We start from the raw sequence: 20,675 nt of genomic DNA on the forward strand, positions 1-20,675 counted from the left end.
ACCGTCAGAACCAGGTTTCCATCTGCATACCGAACGACCATTCGCCGCCCGAGTTAAAACCGTTGCTGCCCAGCGCGTCATCGCTGGCGTAATTATTCAGTTTTTTGCTCCAGTCCATCCAGGAGGTGTAGAAACGAATCTCCGGACGACTGAAGAAATCACCGATGCTGCCGACCTTAAAGGTTGGAGCGAAGGTGAGCTTGTAGAAGCTACCGTTCACCGCATGACGATCGTTATAACCTTCGGGTTTGAGATCCATATACTGGTAGCTGCCTTCGTAGGCGAGGGCGAAGTTCTGATTGATCTCCTGGATCAGGCGCATGTTGAATGTTGCCCACTGGTAGCTATCGCCATCGACATAGCGATCTTTGCTGCTTTGCGCCAGGATCGCCGGGGCGATAGACCAGTTTTTGCCGATCGGCGTGGTACCGTAGCTGGCAATGCGCCATGTGTCGGCTCCCGAACGAAGGGCGCCGTCAGAGCCGATACCTTTAACCTCGGCGCCCAGGCCGTGACCGTAGAGCAGGGCGGTTTTGCTGCTACCGTCGCGCAGGCCGTAGAAACTGTCGTTATGCAGGCCGAGCAGCGCGTGTACGCCGGTATTTGCCGCATCGCCTTTCACCAGATTGCCGTTGGTATCTTTACGCTCGTCGTTATCTTTCGCCCGCAGACCGCTGACCATCATCTGCAGCGGACCGGCGAAATGGTTCATGGTGAGGATATAGTTCTGCACGCTGTTGCTGGAATCATCGATGTCGCCGAAGTTACGCCCGTAAAGGGAGAAATTACTGCGCAGGCTGTCGTTCCACTTCACGTCGTAGATACCGCCGCCGGTACCGGCGAGAAACACGACGTCAGAGTCGATCCAGTGAATATCAAAGTTGTCGCGGTCAAAACGTTTCCCGGCCCACAGGGTGGAGCCTTTAAACGGCCCGGCGAACGTAGGCAGGTTACCCAGTTCGACAAAGGCCTGACGAACGTTCAGATCGCTGGTGCTTGCCGTCCAGTCGTTATAAGTGGTTTGCCCGTCGGCGACCATCACTTTGAAGCGGGTGGTGGCCCCATTATCCAGGGTCTGCTTATGTTCAAGGTTCATTTCAACATAGGTATCGGCCTGGTTTCCCAGACGGCCGATTGCTCCGCCGGTTTCCCCCGCTGGCGTCATGTAGGCTCCGGATTTGGTGCTGGCGCCGGAATCATTCATTATTACGCCGGAGCGGGCGTAGCCGTGAAACTCAAAGCCGCTTTTCTCATCGGCCTTTTTCTCAAGTTTGGCGGTACGCTGAGCCACTTCCTGAGTCGTGTCTTGGTTTTTTTGCTGCTGCGCGGTGAGTTGCTGGACTTTTTTCTCCGCCGACTCGGCGCGGTTTTCCGCCGTTTGCGCCCTGTTTTCCGCTTCCTGCAGGCGCTTTTCCAGCGCGATGAGCCGGGCTTCAATGGTGCTGAGGTCCGTTTGCGCGTGGGCTGAGGCGGCGCCGGTTAGCAAAGCGATAAGAACCGCAAGTGTGCTTTTTCTATACATGCTGGTCGCATCCCAAAAGTAAAATGAAAAGTAGTGTTTTTTGCTAAACCGGTTTAGGCGCTATGTTAAGCCCGACCTTTAACATTTTTAAAATGAATTTGCTAAACCGGTTTAATAAATGTGATGGATGCAACAAAGTGAGCCGCGCAGGGCGGCTGTAACGATTAAAACTGGCGATTAAGATCGCGCTGATAAGGCAGGGCGGTCATCGCGCCTTTCGCCGTTGTCGCCAGGGCGCCGCAGGTTTGCGCCAGCGTGAGGGTCGGTTCCAGCGCGGCGATATCCGTCGGCATCCCGTTGGCGGCAAGGCTGGCGAGCAGTCCGGCGACAAATGCGTCTCCCGCGCCGGTGGTGTCCACGCTGACAACGGGCCTGGCGCTGAAATGGGTAAACTGCTGCTGGAAGGCGGCAAGCACGCCCGCTTTACCCTGGGTCACCAGCAGCAATTCCGGCTGATAGCGCTCGGTTATGCTGGCGATTCCATGCGCTAAATCATCACTGCCGCTGATGAATACCAGCTCCTCTTCCGATAGCTTCACCACGTTGGCCATCCGCAAAGCGCGATCGAGGCAGGCGTGCAGCAGTTCCTGATCCTGCCAGAGATCCGGGCGGATATTGGGGTCAAAGCTGACCCGACCGCCGGCATATTTGATGCGCTCCATAGCCGCGAAGGTGGTACTGCGGCTGGGGTCGGCGCTGAGCGCAATAGAGCAGACGTGCAGCCACTGCCCGGCGGCAAACGGCGGCAGGTCTTCTTCGGTGAGGAACAGGTCCGCGCTGGGGCGCACCATAAAGGTAAAGGTGCGTTCCCCCTGATCGTCAAGGTCGACTACCACGGTGGAGGTACGGTGCTGGCCGTCGAGGTGCATATGGCTGACGTCGACCTGCTCCTGTTGCAGGGTATGACGCATAAAGCGGCCAAACGGATCGTCGCCGACGCGTCCGATAAACCCGCTGTTTCCGCCAAGGCGGGCGACGCCTACCGCTACGTTAGCCGGCGCGCCGCCGGGGCACTGCAGCAGGCGGCCTTCGCTCTCCGGCAGCAGGTCCACTACCGCGTCGCCCAGAACCCAAACTTTTGTATTCATGCTGAAAATTCTCCATAGCTAAACTTAATTAAACCGGTTTAGCACATTAAAGCATAGCGACAGAGTGAGGGGAACGTTGCAGGCGGAAAAGTGCGATTCCGGGTATAAAAACGTGAGCGGCCTTGCAAAACCGCGGTGATTTGGCCGCGCGGAGGGTCATGCCGATCGCCGCCATCTGCATAGCGGCATCGAGCGTCAGCCCGGACGGTTACGCTACGTCGCCCATGAAAGGAATGCTGGCTGAGCAGCCGGCACCTGGATCCGGCAGGTAAAAAGCGGATAGAAAAGTCTTAAAATAGTTTTAAGAACAATCCCTAAAGCCAGACGGCAGAATCTTGTGCCATGCTGAATGCGACTCATAACATTAAGTTCGTTAGAGAGAGGACAATATGAAAAAAGCAATGATTGCGTTATCTGCGATTCTGGTAGCAGCTCCTGTTTTTGCTGCAACGACACACGCAACCGATGATACCGTCGCGGCGGCCCACGAAGGGGCGAACACCGCGAAGGAAAAACTGCACGAGGCCCAGCACCAGGGTGAAGAGCAGCAGCTGAAAGCCAAACATGCGGCAGAAGGCAAAAGCGATAGCGTAGGCAGTGAAGTCAGCGAAGGCGCGCAGAAAACCTGGAACAAAACCAAAGAAGGGACTGAGAAAGGCTGGAACGCCACTAAAGAAGGCACCGAAAAAGGCTGGAATAAGACCAAAGAGGTCAGCAAAGAAGGCTGGGATAAAACCAAGCAGGGTGCCGAAGAGCTGAAAACAAAAGTCACTGAATAATCACTGACTATTTGCTAAAAAAGGTCGCGAAAGCGGCCTTTTTTGTTATTCAGGGCATTTAATTCAGCACCGGGATAATATTGATTAATACGTTATACGGCTCTACCCCCTGGATTCCGGGCAGCATTAAGGCGGCCAGTTCATCTTTTCCCATGCGCGCGGGTAACGCTGTAACAAAGGTGAATGAATGCAGCCGACAAAAAAACAACTTAAACGATGAAGGATATTAGCCAGGAATTGTCCTGGTTATAGTGTTACTCACTATTCCTCCACATTTTCCCGGTACAAAGGAAATATATCAGGAGGTGTATTATGAAAAAGATTCTTTCACTGGCAATTATTTTATCGTGTACTTTTACTTCCGCCTCATGGGCGGATGGCCCTGGCGGCAACAGCCACGGTCAGCAGCAGGTCTGGCAGCAAGACGCTGGCCGCGGCGGCCCGGACGGCAACCGCCAGCAGGGGGCGCAGGCCAACAACCATCAGGGCAATAATCATCAGGGGAACGGTGATAACCGTGGCCCGGATCGCGGCGATAAAGGGCGCGGGGGCCAGGCGCATGATAGTCGACCTCAGGCGCGTCATGAGCAGGATCACTTTGCGTGGAACGGGCACGATTTCCGCAAAGGTCAGCCGGCTCCGGAACGTTTCCGCGGTAATGATTATCGGATTAACGACTGGAACGATCGCGGATTACCGGCACCACCGCGCGGGCAGCACTGGTCGTATATTGACGGCAACTATGTGCTGATTGCCGCCGCCACCGGGATTATTACTTCAATCCTGATTAACGGCGCGCTGAATAACTAACGTTTTTTACCTTAACCTCGCCGCCGCCTCTCCGGAGGCGGTGCTGTGTACTTGCCCGGTCTACCGATGTCCCTGCGTCTGAGGGCCGCTAGATCGGCCAGCGTTACGCCATCGCACCCGCCTTTGTTCTCACGTCAAATTCGCTTGAAAGCTGTAAAGCGGAAAATATCACCGAGATGGGTCTTTTTTGATTTTTTATCTGCTTCTTTGCGCATTTTGAATTGTTATTGTGCTTCATGATTAATAAAAAGCAGAGAATTTAAGAAGAGTCCTGGTTCGGGCGATAGAAAAAAGAATGCGCTTCATCGTTAAACCGCTATGAATAAATCCGATGAAAACTCCGCGTGGAATAAGAAATCCTGCTTGCATTAAACCCTTAGCACGTTAAGTTATTAAAGCTTAGCACCTGATTCTATATCCCGGAGACCGGCATGACCGACTGTGTAATTCCCGAAATTAAAGCCACTGAAGAAGAAATGATTGCGATCCGTCATTATTTACACGCCAATCCGGAATTAAGCCTGGAAGAGTTTAATACCAGCGAGCTGGTGGCCGGAAAACTCACCGAGTGGGGCTATACGGTGACCCGCGGGCTGGCGAAAACCGGGGTAATCGGAACCTTAAGCAAAGGCGATTCTCCGCGCACTATCGGCCTGCGCGCCGACATGGACGCGCTGCCGATTTTCGAAACGACCGATCTCCCGTGGGCCAGCACCGTTGCCGGGAAAATGCACGCCTGCGGCCATGACGGTCATACCACCATTCTGCTGGCGGCGGCGAAGTATATCGCCTCTCCGGCCTGTCAGTTCAACGGCACGGTTCACCTGATATTCCAGCCTGCCGAAGAAGCTATCGGCGGCGCGGATTTAATGATTAAAGACGGCCTGTTTGAGCGCTTTCCCTGCGAGCGCATCTTCGGCCTGCACAATATGCCGGGCCTGCCGGTAGGGAAAGTTGGCTTTTACGCCGGTAATTTTATGGCCTCGGCGGATACGGTAAAAATTACCATTACCGGCTACGGCGGCCACGGCGCGCACCCCGAGCGCACCGTCGATCCGATTGTCACCGGCGCGGCGCTGGTGATGAATCTGCAAAGCATCGTTGCGCGTAACGTACCGCCGGGCGAAACCGCGGTAGTGAGCGTCGGCACTTTCCAGGCGGGCATTGCATCGAACGTCATTCCGGAGAACGTGGTGATGGAGCTGAGCGTGCGGGCGATGAAGCCGGAAATCCGCGACCTGCTGATTAAACGTATCAAGGAGCTTGCTGATTTTACCGCCAAAAGCTACGGCGCCAGCAGCGAGGTAGAGGTCTTTGACTCTTATCCGGTACTGACCAACAGCGTTGAAGAGACCGAATTCGCCAAAGCGCTGGCGCTGGAAGTCTTTGGCGAGGAGGGCGTGCTGGAATCCATCTCGCCGATGAACGCCAGCGAAGATTTTGCCTTTATGCTCCAGCAGCGCCCCGGCTGCTACTTCCTGCTGGGCAATGGCGAGAAAGGCGGGAAGGGTAGCTGTATGGTGCATAACCCTGGCTATGACTTTAATGACGATATTATTTCCACCGGCGCGACGCTGTTTGCCCGGTTAGTTGAAACACACTGCCGTTGATCTCTGGAGTCCATAAATAATGAAAAAATCTCTTCTGCTGTGGGTCGCGCTGATGGCCTCAACCTCAGCCCTGGCCGCAGAAAATAAGGAAATTCGCTTTGGCGTCGACCCGACCTTCGCGCCGTTTGAATGGAAAGATCCGCAGGGTAAGCTGCAGGGTTTTGATATTGACCTCGGCAACGCGATTTGCGCACAGCTGCAGGCGAAGTGCGTGTGGGTGGAAAGCAATTTCGACGGTATTATCCCGGCGCTGAAGGCGCGTAAGTTCGATGCGATCCTCTCCGGCATGTATATGACCGAGAAACGCAAAGAGCAGATTGGCTTTAGCGACAAGCTGTACAACGGCCCGGTATTCCTTGTCGCGCGTAAAAACAGCCTGGCCGGAAACACCGTCGAGCAGTTGAAAGGCAAAACCATTGGCGTCGAGCAGGGATCGGCGCAGGAGACTTACGTTAATCAGCACTGGCGTCCGGCAGGAATCAATATCGTCGCCTATCAGGGGGCGGATCGCGTGGTTCAGGATCTGGAGTCCGGGCGTATTGACGGCGCCGTGCTTTCCGGCATGATGGCCGACTACAGCTTCCTGCAGCAGCCGCAGGGGAAAGATTTTACCTTCGTTGGCGGACACCTGAAGGACGACAAGCTGTTCGGCGCCGGCGCGGCGATTGGCCTGCGCAAAGAGGACGATGCTCTGCGCCAGGAGATTAACGGCGCGATTGCCACTATTCTTGCCGACGGCACTTATAAAAAGCTCGCCGGGAAATATTTTAGCTTTGACGTCTATTCCGGGACATAATGTTGTTATGCATTCAGCGGGCGCGGAAAGCCCGCTTCTAGCTTCCTTTTCTTACTATCCCGTAATTGTCCTTTTCTGGCCCTCACGGCGTTCCGAAGGATACTGAATATAAGCGATAAGGAGTGAACGGCATGATCACACGTCCCCTGGGCAAAACCGGATTTTCCATCGCCCCGCTGGTGTTTGGCGGTAACGTTTTTGGCTGGACCACCGATGAAAAAACCAGTTTTGCCATTCTTGATGCGTTTATAGACCACGGCTTCGATGCTATCGACACGGCGGATGTCTACTCCCGCTGGGCGGATGGCAACCGGGGCGGCGAGTCTGAAACCATTATCGGCCGCTGGCTACAGGCGCGGCCAGGCATGCGCGAGAAGGTGAAGATCTTCACCAAAGTGGGTTCCGATTTAGGCCTTCCTGGCCATAAAGGGTTGAAAAAAGCCTGGATCCAGCAGGCGGTAGACGATTCGCTCCGTCGCCTGAACACTGATTATATTGACCTCTATTTTGCCCACTGGCCGGACCCGGAAACGCCGGTTGCCGAAACGCTCGAAGCCTTCCACGCCCTGCAGCAGGCGGGTAAAATCCGCGCGATGGGCGCCTCAAACCTTGACGCGCAGCAGCTGTCGAGCGCGCTGGAGGTGTCGCGTAAAAGCGGCCTGCCGTCCTGGCAGGTACTGCAGCCGGAATATAATCTTTATCATCGCTCGGCTTTTGAAGGCGCGCTCTGCGACTTGTGCGTCAGCCGCGAGATCGGCGTGGTGACCTACTACAGCCTGGCGTCCGGCTTCCTGACCGGTAAATACCGCCAGCAGTCCGATCTGGCGCAAAGCCAGCGCGGCAGCCGCATCGGTAAATACCTTAATCCTCGCGGGCTGCGTATTATTGATACCCTGGATGAGGTCGCGGAGCAAAATGGCGCTAAACCTGCCGAAGTCGCTCTGGCCTGGCTGATGACCCGCGAAGGCGTGACGGCGCCTATCGCCAGCGCCACCAGCATTGCACAAGTAGAGAGCTTTGCCCGCGCCGCCGCGCTGAGCCTGAGTGCGGAACAGCTGGCGCGCCTGGACACCGCCAGCGCGTAGTCATTGAGGCCGGATCCTGGCGGGTCCGGCCCTCTGCATCTCAGCGTTTTGTCGCGCATTGTTCCTCACCTTCAGCTCATCCCTCTGCGGCGAATCCCTTTCACCGAAAAATGAAACGTTTTTCCATTCGCCAAAAGCCAGGCTTGATTACGATAAGATAATGCGTATAGTTCTCATTCTTCTTCTTGTTTGCGGTTTTGTCAGGAGATAACCTGCGTTCGTCGCGGGCTCACAGGGAAACGGCGAAGGCACAGGATGGGGCTCACAGGCGCAAGACCGGAAACGTTAATTTCGGCGGCGGAGTCACTATCGGATCGTTGATTTTGTTCAGGATTGATCTTATGAAATGCACTCTCCCGGCGCTGGCGCTGGCTATTTCTGCTGTCTTAAGCGGCTGCGCCGCCACCTATACCGTTCCGGCTTCTCAACACGTGGCTGAAAAAAGCGCGGTTACCCCCGCACAGCCGCTGAAGCGCGAGCTGGCGGAGGGGCTGTATGAAATGGCGCTCAGCCCGAAAGGCGATGCGCTATACGTGGCCAGCGCTGAAGGCTTTAAAGATGTGCAGGGCGGGGCGGTCTATAAGCTGGACCCGACGACCCTGAAAACCCTCGGTATGACCCACACAGACCTGAAAAACTTTGCCGTACAGCTTAGTCCGGATGGCAGTACGCTGTACGTGACCAACTCGCTGGACGGCGGCATTAGCGCCATTGATACTGCCAGCGGCAAAGTCAAAAAACGCCTGCTGTTCAGCGAGCGTAACAAAGAGGGATTCCCGTACGGCGCGCGGCAGATCCTGTTGCTCAATAACACGCTCTACGTGGGCGCGGTGGCCGATCCGGCACAAATCTGGGTCGTCGATGCCGACACGCTGAAGCTGAAAACGCGGATTAAAAATACCGGCAAATGGATGACCGGCCTGCACTACTCTGCGCAAACCGGACGTCTCTATGCGGCAAACGGCAGCGGCGAGGTGTTGGTGATTAACCCACGCAACAACCGTATCGAGCAGCGCTGGAAGCCGCTGGGCGCTAAACCAGCCCTGCTGCTGAATATTGCCGAAGATAGCGCCACCGGCCGCCTGTTCGTCACCGACAACTCGCAAGCGAAAACCACGCTGGTGCTTGATATCCATACCGGTAAGCTGATTAAGCAGCTGGAAGTGGGCGATTCGCTGGCGGTGCAGTTCAATCCAAAACGCAACGAGATTTATATTTCCCAGCGTGAATCCGGCAAAGTAATCAGCCTGGATGGCAGCAGCTACGCGTTAAAAAAATCATGGGATATTCCGGCTAACCCCAACAGCCTGCTGATCTCCGCCGACGGGCAAACATTGTTTGTCACCGTCAAACAGCCGTTCAATAAAGATCATTCGACGAAAGGGCCGGACAGCGTTGTCCGCATTGACCTGACCGCAAAATAAAAAATCTGGCCCGGCAACGGGCCCCTGGCTTTATTTTCCTATCTATGGGACCAAATTATGCGTAGCTCCTGCTCTCCGGCCTTCCCACTGCGAAAAACGCTGCTGGCGTTAACCGTTGGCGCGATCACCCATTCAGCCGCTGCGGTAGAAAACGACGCCGGCGAACGTCAGAAAAACGAAGAAACCATGGTCGTTCAGGCGACGCCCGACAGCCGCTTTAGAGCCGGCGGCGACCTGGTGGTGCCCGCCTATCTCGACGGCCAGGTCGCCAACGGCGGCCGCCTCGGAATGCTCGGCGAACAAAACGCGATGGACGTTCCGTTCAGCATTATCGGCTATACCTCGAAGCTGATTCAGGATCAGCAGGCGAAAACCATCACCGACGTAGTGAGTAACGATGCCGGGGTTCAGCCGGTGCAGGGCTACGGTAACTACGCTGAGACCTACCGCATTCGCGGCCTTAAATTTGACGGCGACGATATGACCCTGAGCGGGCTGGCGGGCGTGGTGCCGCGTCAGGTAGTGGATACCGCCATGCTTGAGCGGGTGGAAATTTTTAAAGGCGCCAACGCCCTGCTGAACGGCGCAGCCAGTTCCGGCGTCGGCGGCATGATCAACCTTGAACCCAAGCGCGCGGAAGATATCCCGACCGCTCGCGTGGGCGTGGACTATACCTCAGATTCTCAAGTCGGCGGCTCGCTGGATTTGGGTCGCCGCTTTGGCGATGATAACCAGTTCGGCGCGCGGGTGAACCTGGTGCACCGCGAAGGCGAGACGGCGGTGGAGAGTGATAAACGCAGAACCACGCTGGCTTCTATTGGTCTCGATTATCGCGGCGAACGCATGCGCAGTTCGTTTGACTTTGGCTATCAGAAAAAAACCTTCCACGGCGGCCCGATGGGGATCAACATTTCGGGCGTCGATTTTATTCCGCGCCTGCCGGATAACACCCACAACTACACGCAAAAATGGGCTTACAGCGATATCGAAAATGAGTTTGGTATGCTGAGGATGGAATACGACATTGTCGATAAATGGACCGCCTATGCCTCTTTAGGCGCGCAGCACGCCCATGAAATCGGCTTATATAGCGCGTCGAAGCTCATCGACCGGGCGGGCAACGCCACGGCGGGGCGCCTGGATACCAACCGCTATATTGATACCGCCAGCGGTATGGCCGGGGTACGCGGCGAGTTCGCCACCGGTTTTGTATCGCATAAAGTCAACGTCGGCTATTCGGCGAAAACCCAAAACGATAAAACCGCATGGCGGATGTCGAAGGCGGCGGATAACCCGCTGGTGAATATCTACGATACTCAGCAGGTTGCGCCTCCGGCCTATTCTTCATCCGACGGTAATTATTACGATCCGCTGACCAGCGGCCGTACCCGTTCCCAGGGCTGGCTGCTGAGCGACACCCTCGGCGTGCTGGATGATACGCTACTGTTCACCGCTGGCGCGCGTCATCAAAAAGTGGTGGTACGTAACTACAACAAAACCACCGGCCTGCAAAGCGATGCGTATGACGACAGCCGCTGGATGCCAACCTATGGAGTGGTCTACAAGCCGTGGCAGGTTATCTCTCTATACGCCAACCATACCGAAGCCCTGCAGCCGGGCAGCAACGCGCCGAACTCCGCCGCTAACTATGGGGAAAGCGTCGGAATTATTCACTCCAAACAGAACGAAGTCGGGATGAAGGCGGATTTTGGCCGCATTGGCGGCTCGCTGGCGCTGTTTGAAATTAAAATGCCGTCGGCATTCCTCGATAGCCAGAAACGCTATGGCCTTAACGGCGAGCAGCGTAATCGCGGCGTGGAATTTAACGTCTTCGGCGAACCGCTGTACGGTCTGCGCCTTAACGCCAGCGCGACCTGGCTGAAAGCCGAACTGTCGAAAACCAAGGATGGTATCAACGACGGTAAAACAGCGATCGGCGTACCGGGGTTCTACGCGGTGCTTGGGGCAGAGTATGACATCAAGCCTATCGACGGCCTGACCGCCACCGCGCGCCTCAACCATTCCGGTTCGCAGTATGCCGATCAGGCGAACAGCAAGAAGATTGATAGCTACACCACCCTTGATCTCGGCGTGCGCTATCGCCTCGCGCTTAATGAAAATCAGAACCAGATGACGGTGCGTGCGGGGGTGGATAACGTGACGGATGAGAACTACTGGTCCGGCGCGGATGACAGCGGAACCTATCTGTTCCGCGGCGAACCACGGACGTTCAAGGTTTCGGTCGGCTACGAGTTCTAAGCAAAACGCTGGGGCGGGCAGGGCTGCTCGCCCCTTGTGATAAATCAATGAACGTATGAAGCCAGGGCATCTGCGGCTTGAAGTATGACGGGGATAAGTGTTACAAGGTGCCCCTTCATATAAACACACAGGGGATCGACGTGAAAGACGCGTCAACGCCGTCGGATGCCGTAGAGGAAAGCGGCCCGACGCTTCACCGCGGTTTACAGAACCGACATATTCAGCTTATCGCCCTTGGCGGCGCCATCGGTACCGGCCTGTTTCTCGGCATCGGGCCAGCCATTCAAATGGCGGGACCGGCCGTACTGCTCGGCTATGCCGTCGCCGGCATCATCGCATTTCTGATCATGCGCCAGCTTGGCGAAATGGTCGTCGAAGAACCGGTTTCTGGTTCCTTTGCCCACTTTGCTTATAAGTACTGGGGGCCGTTCGCCGGCTTTCTTTCCGGCTGGAACTACTGGGTAATGTTCGTGCTGGTCGGGATGGCGGAACTGACCGCCGCCGGGATCTATATGCAGTACTGGCTGCCGGACGTGCCGACGTGGATCTGGGCCGCTGCTTTTTTCATCATTATCAACGCCGTCAACCTGGTGAACGTGCGTCTGTACGGTGAAGCGGAGTTCTGGTTTGCGCTGATCAAGGTGCTGGCGATTATCGGCATGATCGGCTTTGGCCTGTGGATGCTGTTCGGCGGCCACGGCGGCAGCAAAGCGGGCATCGATAACCTGTGGAAACACGGCGGTTTCTTCGCCACAGGCTGGCACGGCCTGATCATGTCGCTGGCGGTCATTATGTTTTCCTTCGGCGGGCTGGAGCTCATCGGCATTACCGCGGCGGAAGCCCACAATCCGGAAAAGAGCATCCCGAAAGCGGTTAACCAGGTGGTATACCGTATCCTACTGTTTTATATCGGCTCGCTGGTGGTTCTGCTGGCGCTCTATCCGTGGGTGGAAATTAAATCCGACAGCAGCCCGTTCGTGATGATCTTTCATAATCTGGACAGTAACGTGGTGGCTTCAGCGCTAAACTTCGTCATTCTGGTAGCGTCGCTGTCGGTCTATAACAGCGGCGTTTATTCCAATAGCCGGATGCTGTTTGGCCTGTCGGTACAGGGCAATGCGCCGAAGTTTCTCGCCCGCGTCAGCAAGCGCGGCGTGCCGGTTAACTCTCTGCTGCTATCGGGAGTCATTACTTCGCTGGTGGTGCTGCTTAACTACCTGCTGCCGCAAAAAGCTCTCGGTCTGCTGATGGCGCTGGTGGTAGCGACGCTGCTGCTGAACTGGATTATGATCTGTCTGGCGCACCTGAAGTTCCGCGCCGCCCAGCGGCGCAAAGGGCGCGAATCGAAGTTTAAAGCCCTGTTGTCGCCCGCCAGCAACTATATCTGTATCGCCTTTCTTGGGCTGATCCTGGTGCTGATGTGCACGATTGACGGTATGCGCCTGTCGGCGATTCTGCTGCCGGTCTGGATCCTGTTCCTGTTTGTGGCCTTTAAAACCCTGCGCCGTTCGGCGTAGGGCGATCGCCCCGTCGTCCGGCGGGGCATTATCTCTTTTTATTGTGATCTTCTTCGCGCTTAGCGTATTTTGCCCGCGATCTTCTTTTTGTAATCGATTACTTTTTATTTGAGCGTATTTGTAATCGATTACTTTTTGAGGGCGGTCGAAATGGTCACAACAACCGAAGGTCGTGAAACACCCCGCGTAGCCCACCGTTTTCTGGTGCCGCGGCTGTCGTTAATGATGTTTATGCAGTTTTTTATCTGGGGAAGCTGGTCGGTGACGCTGGGGTTGGTGATGACCCGCTATGGGATGTCGCTGCTGATTGGCGATGCCTTCTCCGCCGGGCCGATTGCCTCTATTCTCTCACCGTTTGTGCTGGGGATGCTGGTCGATCGCTTTTTCGCTTCGCAGAAGGTGATGGCGGTGATGCATCTGGCCGGTGCGGTTATTCTGTGGTTTGTCCCGCAGGCGCTGGTGGCGCAAAACGGCGCGCTGCTGATCGGCCTGCTGTTCGGCTATACCCTGTGCTATATGCCGACGCTGGCGCTGACCAACAATATCGCTTTCCACAGCCTGGCGAACGTCGATAAAACCTTCCCGGTGGTGCGCGTCTTCGGCACTATCGGCTGGATCATCGCCGGTATCTTTATCGGCGTCACCGGTATCTCCGATACCACCGGCATTTTTACCCTGGCGGCGCTCTGCTCGGTGGCGCTGGCCGTTTATAGTCTGACGCTGCCGCATACGCCGGCTCCGGCGAAGGGGACGCCGGTACAGTTTCGCGACCTGCTGTGCGCCGACGCTTTCGCGCTGCTAAAAACGCGCCACTTCCTCATTTTCTCCCTCTGCGCGACGCTGATTTCGATTCCGCTCGGGACCTACTACGCCTACACCGCCTCTTATCTGGCGGATGCCGGGGTGGCGGACGTCAGCACCGCGATGTCTTTCGGTCAGATGTCAGAAATCTTCTTTATGCTGGTGATCCCGCTGCTGTTCCGCCGCCTGGGGGTTAAATACATGCTGCTGATCGGCATGGCGGCGTGGTTCGTACGCTACGCCTTCTTTGCCCTTGGCGTCAGCGAAGAGGGGCGGTTCCTGCTCTATCTGGGCATCCTGCTGCACGGCGTCTGCTACGACTTTTTCTTTGTAGTCGGCTTTATTTATACCGATCGCGTGGCCGGTGAGAAGGTCAAAGGCCAGGCGCAGAGCATGATTGTTATGTTCACCTATGGCATCGGTATGCTGCTGGGATCGCAGATCTCCGGCGCGCTGTATAACCATCTGGTCGCCGGCCAGAGCGTGCCGCAGGCGTGGGTGACTTTCTGGTGGATCCCGGCGGTGGCCGCTGCGGTTATCGCGCTGATTTTCCTTTTCTCTTTCCAGTACAACGAGAAAGAGCAGCGTTAATTTTTCAGGAGGTGGTATGAAAACCATTAAAGGACCGGGCATTTTTCTGGCGCAGTTTATCGGCCCGCAGGCGCCGTTTAATACCCTGGAGGGCGTGGCGCAGTGGGCCGCAGGTTTGGGCTATCAGGCATTGCAGATCCCCTGCAACCATCCGGCGATTTTCGACGTTGAACGCGCCGCCGCAAGTCAGAGCTACTGCGATGAGGTGAGCGGCATACTGGCGGAACAGGGCCTGGCGATCAGCGAGCTGTCCACTCATCTTGAGGGACAGCTGGTGGCCGTCCATCCGGCTTATGATAAGGCCTTTGACGCGTTTGCGCCCGCGGCGCTGCGCGGTAACCCGCAGGCGCGCCAGCAGTGGGCGGTCGAGAAAGTGCGCCAGGCAGCGGTGGCCTCGGCGCGTCTGGGCCTGAAGGCGCACGCCACCTTTTCCGGCGCGCTGGCGTGGCCTTATTTTTATCCGTGGCCGCCGCATAATCAGCCGCTTCTTTATGAGGCCTTCGATGAACTGGCCCGGCGCTGGCGACCGCTGCTGGACGTTTTTGACGAGCAGGGCGTGGATGTCTGCTACGAAATCCATCCCGGCGAAGACCTGCATGATGGCGTGACATTTGAGCGTTTCCTGCAGCGGGTCGATAACCATCCGCGCTGCAATATGCTCTATGACCCCAGCCATCTACATCTTCAGCAGATGGACTACCTGGGTTACATCGATATCTATCATTCGCGGATCAAAGCGTTTCACGTCAAAGATGCCGAATTCCGCCGCAGCGGGCGTAGCGGGGTCTACGGCGGCTATCAGAACTGGCAGCAGCGAGCGGGGCGTTTTCGTTCGCTGGGCGACGGGCAGATCGATTTCAAAACGATTTTCAGCAAGCTCACAGAATATGATTTTGACGGCTGGGCGGTGCTGGAGTGGGAGTGCTGCCTGAAGGATGCGGAGGTTGGCGCGCGCGAAGGCAGCGAGTTTATCCGCCGCCATATCATCCCGGTCTCCGGGCGGGCGTTTGATGATTTCGCCGCAGGCAAGGAGGGGGAAGAATGATTCAGGTCGGCATTATTGGCTCCGGATTTATCGGGCCGGCGCATCTGGAAGCGCTGCGCCGGGTGGGCGACATCGAGGTGGTGGCGCTGTGCGACGGTTCGCTGGAAGTGGCGCAGCAGAAGGCGCGCCAGCTCAACGTGGCGCACGCCTACGGTAGCGTCGAGGCGCTTCTGGCGCATCCCGGATTGCAGGTGGTGCATAACTGTACGCCGAACCACCTGCATGCGCGGATTAACCGACAGATCCTCTCCGCCGGTCTGCACGTTTTTTCAGAGAAACCGCTCTGCATGACCACCGAGGAGGCCCGCGAGCTGGTGGCGCTGGCGGAAAGCGCCGGGGTGGTTCATGGGGTCAGCTTTGTGTATCGCCAGTTTGCCATGGTGCAGCAGGCGGCGGCGATGATGCGCAACGGCGACGTCGGGAGGCTGTTTGCGGCGCACGGCAGCTATTTGCAGGACTGGATGCTGCTGGAGAGTGACTATAACTGGCGCGTGGATTCGGCGCAGGGCGGGGCCTCGCGGGCGATGGCCGACATTGGTTCCCACTGGTGCGATACGGTGCAGTTTATGACCGGCCGACGCATTGTGGAGGTGATGGCGGATCTGTCTATCGTCTGGCCGACGCGCCAGGCGCCCGTGGCCGGCGACGCGACGTTCAGCCAGCATCGCGATGGTACCGCGTATGAAGCGCGGCCCGTCGATACCGAAGATTTGGGGTCGGTCCTGTTTCGCTTCGACGATGGCAGCAAGGGGAGCTTTATCGTTTCGCAGGTCAGCGCCGGGAGAAAAAACGGCCTGACGGTGGAGATCGGCGGCAGCCGCTGTTCGCTGGCCTGGGATCAGGAGGTGCCGCAGCGGCTGTGGATTGGCCATCGCCAGCGGCCAAACCAGCTGCTGAGCGACGATCCGAGCCTGATGCTCGACGAGGCCGCCGCCAGCGCCCACTTCCCCGGCGGGCATAATGAAGGCTGGCCCGATGCGTTTAAAAATATGATGCTGAGCTTTTATCAGGCGGTGCGCGCCGGTCGAATGCCGCCGGCATCGTCGCGGCGTTTCGCTTCGTTCTACGAGGGGGCGGACGTGATGTACATCATTGCGGCGATAGTGAAAAGCCATCAGCAGCAGCGCTGGGTGAAGGTGGAAAGATAGCAGAAGGCGGGTGCGCATTTAGCGCACCCGCTGTGTTATTTCACGCCAAAATAGCCATCAAGATACGTCCCGGCCAGTTCGTTACCGAACAATACGGCATCCTTATTTTCCATTTCGTTGTCCCATTTATCGCTGGCGTTACCGGTGAACGCGTGCTGGGTTTTTGTGCCCTCAGCCACCTGCTGCCTGATAGCGTCGGCGGTACGACGGGCATAGCCTTCGCTCATTCCCGATTTTTTGTCCTGCTGGCCACGGGCATAGATTTCGGTAAAGGTCGGCAGATTTAAGCGGTAGTTTTCCTGACGGTTACTAACGAAGTTACCGCCGACGAAATCGCTGCGGTGTGAGACAAAATAGTAAGCGTGGCGTTCCGGGGAAGATTTTGAGGAGGTACAACCGGAAAGGGCGGTGAGCGAACAGCCGAGCGCGATAAGCGCTATTTTGAGTTTCATTGATATCATCATCCATAATTATTAGAACAGGTACACCGATCATTCGGCTACAGAACAAAACGGCTAATTATAGATGTACGGTAGCACCTGAAGACCCATGAATCCAAGGGGCTTCAGGCAGCATTTTTTAGATCTGCGCCAGCCCGCCATCAACGTAGATTTCAGCGGCGTTAATAAAGCTCGCGTCGTCTGACGCCAGAAAAGCGACGGTTTTAGCGACCTCCTCGGGCTCGCCAATGCGGCCCAGCGGGACGTCGGCGGCCAGCATATCAAAGAGTCCCTGGCGCTGCTCTTCCGCGACAAGTCCTCCCAGGCCGGGCGTACGGACGGGCCCCGGGCTGACCACATTCACGCGGATACCGCGTGCCTTCAGGTCCAGCGCCCATGAGCGGGCCAGGTTACGCACGGCGGCCTTACTGGCGCTGTACACGCTGAAGTTCGCGGTGCCTTTCACCGCCGCGGTCGAGCCGGTAAGGATGATGGAAGCCCCCTGGGTCAACAGCGGCAAGGACTTCTGGACGGTGAACAGCACGCCGCGCACGTTGGTAGCGAAAATGCGATCGAAGTGCTCTTCCGTTATGGCGCCCAGCGGCATCATATCGCCGCCGCCCGCATTGGCAAAAAGCACATCCAGTCGCCCTGATTCACTGGCAATGGTCGAAAACACCCTATCGAGGTCGCTTAATATCGAGGCATCGGCGCGGATCCCGCTGGCGGCGGGACCGATTAACGCGACCGCCGCATCAAGCTCTTCCTGACGGCGACCGGTGATATAGACCGTCGCTCCCTGCGAGGCCAACTCCCGGGCTGATGCCAGGCCGATACCCGAGGTGCCGCCGGTGACTAACGCGATTTTTGCCGAAAGTTTTTTACTCATGGTGCACTTCCTTAACTAAAGTATGAATATGCCAATTGAGTCATCCACTTACCGTGACCACCTGGCGACTGAGTACGGGAGTCACTCTACCGTCAGCCACGGATGCAAAAAACGGAGTAATGTGAAAAACACTCTTCACACTGGTGAATAATCAGCGGCTATTATCAGGAAAAATGAATAATGGATCGGTTTTCAGCCCTTAAAGTTTTTACGCGCGTTGTCGAAGCCAACAGTTTTACCCGGGCCGCAGACTCCCTGAATATGCCCAATGCCACCCTGAGTAAAGCGATTCAACAGCTTGAATCGCATCTTGGCGTGTGCCTGCTGCAGCGCACGACCCGACGCATTACCGTCACGCCGGAAGGGCGTGAATACTATGAAAAAGCGGTGCGGATTCTGAAAGAACTGGATGAGGTGGATGCCTCATTTCGCGCTGCCCGCAATAAACCAAAAGGGCATCTGCGCGTCGCGGTAGGCGGCTCCACCGCTCGCGACGTGCTGATCCCGCTGTTGGCTGATTTTATGGCAACCTATCCGGATATTCGTATCGACCTGGCGGTTGCCGACAGCCCCTCGGACCTTATCAGCGGCAATATCGACTGCGCGATCAGAGGCGGTCCGCTGGACGACTCGACGCTGATCGCGCGCAAAATCGGCGAAGCGACGATCGTGACCTGCGCCACGCCTGGCTATTTCAGGCTTTATGGTGTTCCCGCGTATCCCGATGAGTTGAAGAACGGACATCGGCTGGTCGGCTATTTATCTCCCGCCAGCGGAAGAGCCTTCCCGTTCCGCTTTCTGGCTAACGGCATCGCGCAAGAGATCAAAACGGAACATCACCTTGGCGTAAATGAGAGCAACGCGCATATTGCGGCAGCGGAGGCTGGGCTGGGGATTGTTCAGACCTTCTCATATTCGCTGAGAAATGCGCTGGCGAACGGGTTACTGGTGGAAATATTGAATAAATGGCGTCCGGCTCCTTATCCCTTCCACGTGGTTTATGCGCAGAATCGCCATGTCACATCCCGGCTGCGCGTATTTATCGACTGGCTGGCGGAGACATTCCCGGCGGCGGTGAAGGGGTCATTGCCCACAAGAACCAAAGAATGATGATAGCCTGCGAATTTTATGTATTGCGTGATGATAAATTAAGTCACAAAAAAATATTATGCTCGCTTCGACTAAGGGAATCAGGTCACATATGTTTTGATATATATTATATGATATAGTTAAATTATATGGAGATTCTATTAAAATATTTAATAGGATCTGTTAACGTTATTTTCCTTACGGTCTGGAAGTATAAATTAGTCTTTTATTTTCTATATTTATAGTCAATATAATAGCGGCAGGGGTTTTTGTTTATAGTATGTTTGATATTCCATCTGTATCTTTTGGAAAATATTTTTAACCACTCAAGAGGTAAGCGTAATGCCGGCAGGTGACCATGAGATTAAATGTATGGCGTGTGGTTTAAACTGCCCTATTGAAGCGGAAGATAAAATGGAGCGATCCCTTTGCGGAGAGAGGAAATTTTCTGTATGGCCAGATAAAAACTATTATTTTAAGCGAGCGGTTAATGATTTGGTTTTCCGTGAAATTACCTGTTTTCTGCCTGAAGGAATGGTGGTGGTGGATTTCTCCCTCGACAATATTTTGTATTTTCTGCATGAGGAGTGGGCTGAAAAACTGCAGGAGACCGGGCTGAAAGTTATTTTACTCGCGGATAAGAGCATGCTGCCTATGGCTAATTTTTGGATGTTGCGCTCCGGGTTATTATGGTCGGTGGTAGAGGTCAACGATGGCTTAAGCAGCTTAATCAAGAAAATAAAACGCATCATGCTGGGGCGAAATCTTCGCTGCCGGCGCACACCGTCGCTGACGGAGCATGAAATGAAGACGCTGCGCCTGCTGGCGGACGGGCACTCCAGTCAGGATATCGCCCGCATCATGGCGTGCGATACCCGCAGCGTCTACCGCTTTCTTTTGGATTATAGGGGAAAGGATTGTCTGGCGAAATATGATCTGGCGTACAAAACCAGGCGTTTTTAAGCGCTAAAACACGTCGCAGTTTGCAGGGAAGTAAATCAGAAGGATGTGCTAAATCTTCACCGGAAGAAGCGGGCAATGCTTCTCGGTGAAATGGGGCGCTTCGGCCTGAACTGGCTTTGTCTGGAAGCCGCCGTAGCGCCACCGGGACGATGGCAGCGTGGATTTTGACTTGCAGACAAATGAGCTAACTCTTTCGCGGTGTCCGGCGAGCTTACGCCCCTTTCAGCAGAGGAAGCAGGTGATTCTCGGTAAGAGGAGCAAGCTTAATATGCCGATCCTGGCCCGGCGTATACCAGATAACTTCTTCTATTTCGGCCGTCGGTGTAAAATTCGCTCTGTTGGTGGCTATCTGAAAGATATCCGCAGAGACCGTATGGCCCGGCTCGTTTGCCGCCGTATCGGTGAAACGGCCGACCGGAACCAGTTCTTCAGGTGAAACGCTAAAGTTGAGCTCCTCTTTGAGCTCGCGGATCAGCGCCGCTTCCGGGGTTTCCCCGATTTCAGGCTTTCCACCGGGCTGCATAAAGTACTCAGTCCCTCGTTTGCGTACTAAAAGACAGCGTCCTTGACCGTCGACGATCGTTGCCGCCGCGATGTGAATATTTTTTATGGTGTTCAAGAGATACCCCAGTTATATACCGATAGTGTTCAACGACCCGCGTTCGTTTCGCTTCTGGCGAAACAACGCCTGGGCCATCATGATAACGGCCTTAGCGTGCTAATCAATCCCGTCAATTCTCGCAAAACCTGCTGACGGCGCGGGCGGCGCTCATTTATGATAGCCTGCGAAATATAACGTCTATGCGGGAAGTGCAGCCT

17 protein-coding genes and 1 pseudogene are annotated in these 20,675 nt (G+C 55.8%); 13 read left to right on the forward strand and 5 right to left on the reverse strand.

Annotated features, from left to right (window positions below; translation table 11 throughout):
* Positions 1-4: 4 nt before the first annotated feature.
* Together ABLV12_RS17465 and ABLV12_RS17470 are read right to left on the reverse strand one after the other, a co-directional pair.
* Complete coding sequence (locus ABLV12_RS17465; protein WP_004111112.1) at positions 5-1,522, reverse strand: carbohydrate porin; 1,518 nt, start codon at positions 1,520-1,522, stop codon at positions 5-7.
* Between the two features lie 164 nt (positions 1,523-1,686).
* Positions 1,687-2,610 (reverse strand): aminoimidazole riboside kinase, encoded by a 924-nt coding sequence (locus ABLV12_RS17470; protein WP_064396895.1) that lies wholly within the window; start codon positions 2,608-2,610, stop codon positions 1,687-1,689.
* 389 nt (positions 2,611-2,999) lie between these two features.
* Here ABLV12_RS17470 and ABLV12_RS17475 point away from each other — a divergent pair, with 389 nt between their 5' ends.
* From ABLV12_RS17475 to ABLV12_RS17525, 11 genes are all read left to right on the forward strand, one after another.
* On the forward strand, positions 3,000-3,389 hold the full coding sequence (locus ABLV12_RS17475) for a hypothetical protein (protein WP_004099916.1): 390 nt from the start codon (positions 3,000-3,002) through the stop codon (positions 3,387-3,389).
* A 312-nt stretch (positions 3,390-3,701) separates the two neighbouring features.
* A complete protein-coding gene (locus ABLV12_RS17480; protein WP_004099918.1) occupies positions 3,702-4,199 on the forward strand; it encodes an RcnB family protein in 498 nt (165 codons plus the stop codon).
* Positions 4,200-4,630: 431 nt separating this feature from the next.
* Positions 4,631-5,809 carry a M20 aminoacylase family protein gene (locus ABLV12_RS17485; RefSeq protein ID WP_160885778.1) on the forward strand — a complete coding sequence of 393 codons (1,179 nt, stop codon included), beginning with the start codon at positions 4,631-4,633 and terminating at the stop codon, positions 5,807-5,809.
* Between the two features lie 19 nt (positions 5,810-5,828).
* The gene (locus ABLV12_RS17490) at positions 5,829-6,605 is read left to right on the forward strand and encodes an ABC transporter substrate-binding protein (RefSeq protein ID WP_064396892.1); all 777 of its coding nucleotides are present in this window, start codon (positions 5,829-5,831) and stop codon (positions 6,603-6,605) included.
* Positions 6,606-6,736: 131 nt separating this feature from the next.
* On the forward strand, positions 6,737-7,690 hold the full coding sequence (locus ABLV12_RS17495; protein WP_004099940.1) for an aldo/keto reductase: 954 nt from the start codon (positions 6,737-6,739) through the stop codon (positions 7,688-7,690).
* Positions 7,691-8,031: 341 nt separating this feature from the next.
* Positions 8,032-9,114 carry a YncE family protein gene (locus ABLV12_RS17500; protein ID WP_064396890.1) on the forward strand — a complete coding sequence of 361 codons (1,083 nt, stop codon included), beginning with the start codon at positions 8,032-8,034 and terminating at the stop codon, positions 9,112-9,114.
* A gap of 57 nt (positions 9,115-9,171) precedes the next feature.
* The gene (locus ABLV12_RS17505) at positions 9,172-11,373 is read left to right on the forward strand and encodes a TonB-dependent siderophore receptor (RefSeq protein WP_064396889.1); all 2,202 of its coding nucleotides are present in this window, start codon (positions 9,172-9,174) and stop codon (positions 11,371-11,373) included.
* 140 nt (positions 11,374-11,513) lie between these two features.
* Positions 11,514-12,890 carry a phenylalanine transporter gene (pheP, locus tag ABLV12_RS17510; protein WP_004099947.1) on the forward strand — a complete coding sequence of 459 codons (1,377 nt, stop codon included), beginning with the start codon at positions 11,514-11,516 and terminating at the stop codon, positions 12,888-12,890.
* 150 nt (positions 12,891-13,040) lie between these two features.
* Positions 13,041-14,282, forward strand: a complete 1,242-nt coding sequence (locus ABLV12_RS17515; protein ID WP_325905313.1) for an MFS transporter — start codon at positions 13,041-13,043, stop codon at positions 14,280-14,282.
* Positions 14,283-14,298: 16 nt separating this feature from the next.
* On the forward strand, positions 14,299-15,327 hold the full coding sequence (locus tag ABLV12_RS17520) for a sugar phosphate isomerase/epimerase (protein WP_064396887.1): 1,029 nt from the start codon (positions 14,299-14,301) through the stop codon (positions 15,325-15,327).
* Entirely contained in the window at positions 15,324-16,475 is a 1,152-nt protein-coding gene (locus ABLV12_RS17525) for a Gfo/Idh/MocA family oxidoreductase (RefSeq protein WP_049591172.1), read from the forward strand. The genes ABLV12_RS17520 and ABLV12_RS17525 overlap by 4 nt, the downstream gene beginning before the upstream one ends.
* Before the next feature lie 35 nt (positions 16,476-16,510).
* Here ABLV12_RS17525 and ABLV12_RS17530 read toward each other — a convergent pair whose 3' ends face one another.
* A complete protein-coding gene (locus ABLV12_RS17530; protein WP_348867189.1) occupies positions 16,511-16,927 on the reverse strand; it encodes an Exc2 family lipoprotein in 417 nt (138 codons plus the stop codon).
* Between the two features lie 127 nt (positions 16,928-17,054).
* Positions 17,055-17,804 carry an SDR family oxidoreductase gene (locus ABLV12_RS17535; protein WP_004099957.1) on the reverse strand — a complete coding sequence of 250 codons (750 nt, stop codon included), beginning with the start codon at positions 17,802-17,804 and terminating at the stop codon, positions 17,055-17,057.
* A 180-nt stretch (positions 17,805-17,984) separates the two neighbouring features.
* On the opposite strand from ABLV12_RS17535, the gene ABLV12_RS17540 reads away from it, so the two are divergent.
* Entirely contained in the window at positions 17,985-18,914 is a 930-nt protein-coding gene (locus tag ABLV12_RS17540) for a LysR family transcriptional regulator (protein ID WP_032727914.1), read from the forward strand.
* Between the two features lie 259 nt (positions 18,915-19,173).
* Positions 19,174-19,787 (forward strand): annotated as a pseudogene (locus ABLV12_RS17545) (LuxR C-terminal-related transcriptional regulator); the annotation flags it as partial.
* Positions 19,788-20,067: 280 nt separating this feature from the next.
* On the opposite strand, the gene ABLV12_RS17550 reads toward ABLV12_RS17545, so the two are convergent.
* The gene (locus tag ABLV12_RS17550) at positions 20,068-20,466 is read right to left on the reverse strand and encodes an NUDIX domain-containing protein (protein WP_029496859.1); all 399 of its coding nucleotides are present in this window, start codon (positions 20,464-20,466) and stop codon (positions 20,068-20,070) included.
* Between the last annotated feature and the right edge of the window lie 209 nt (positions 20,467-20,675).

The sequence above is a fragment of the Klebsiella sp. CN_Kp100 genome (genome assembly GCF_040065315.1).
Taxonomy (GTDB): Bacteria; Pseudomonadota; Gammaproteobacteria; order Enterobacterales; family Enterobacteriaceae; genus Klebsiella; species Klebsiella oxytoca.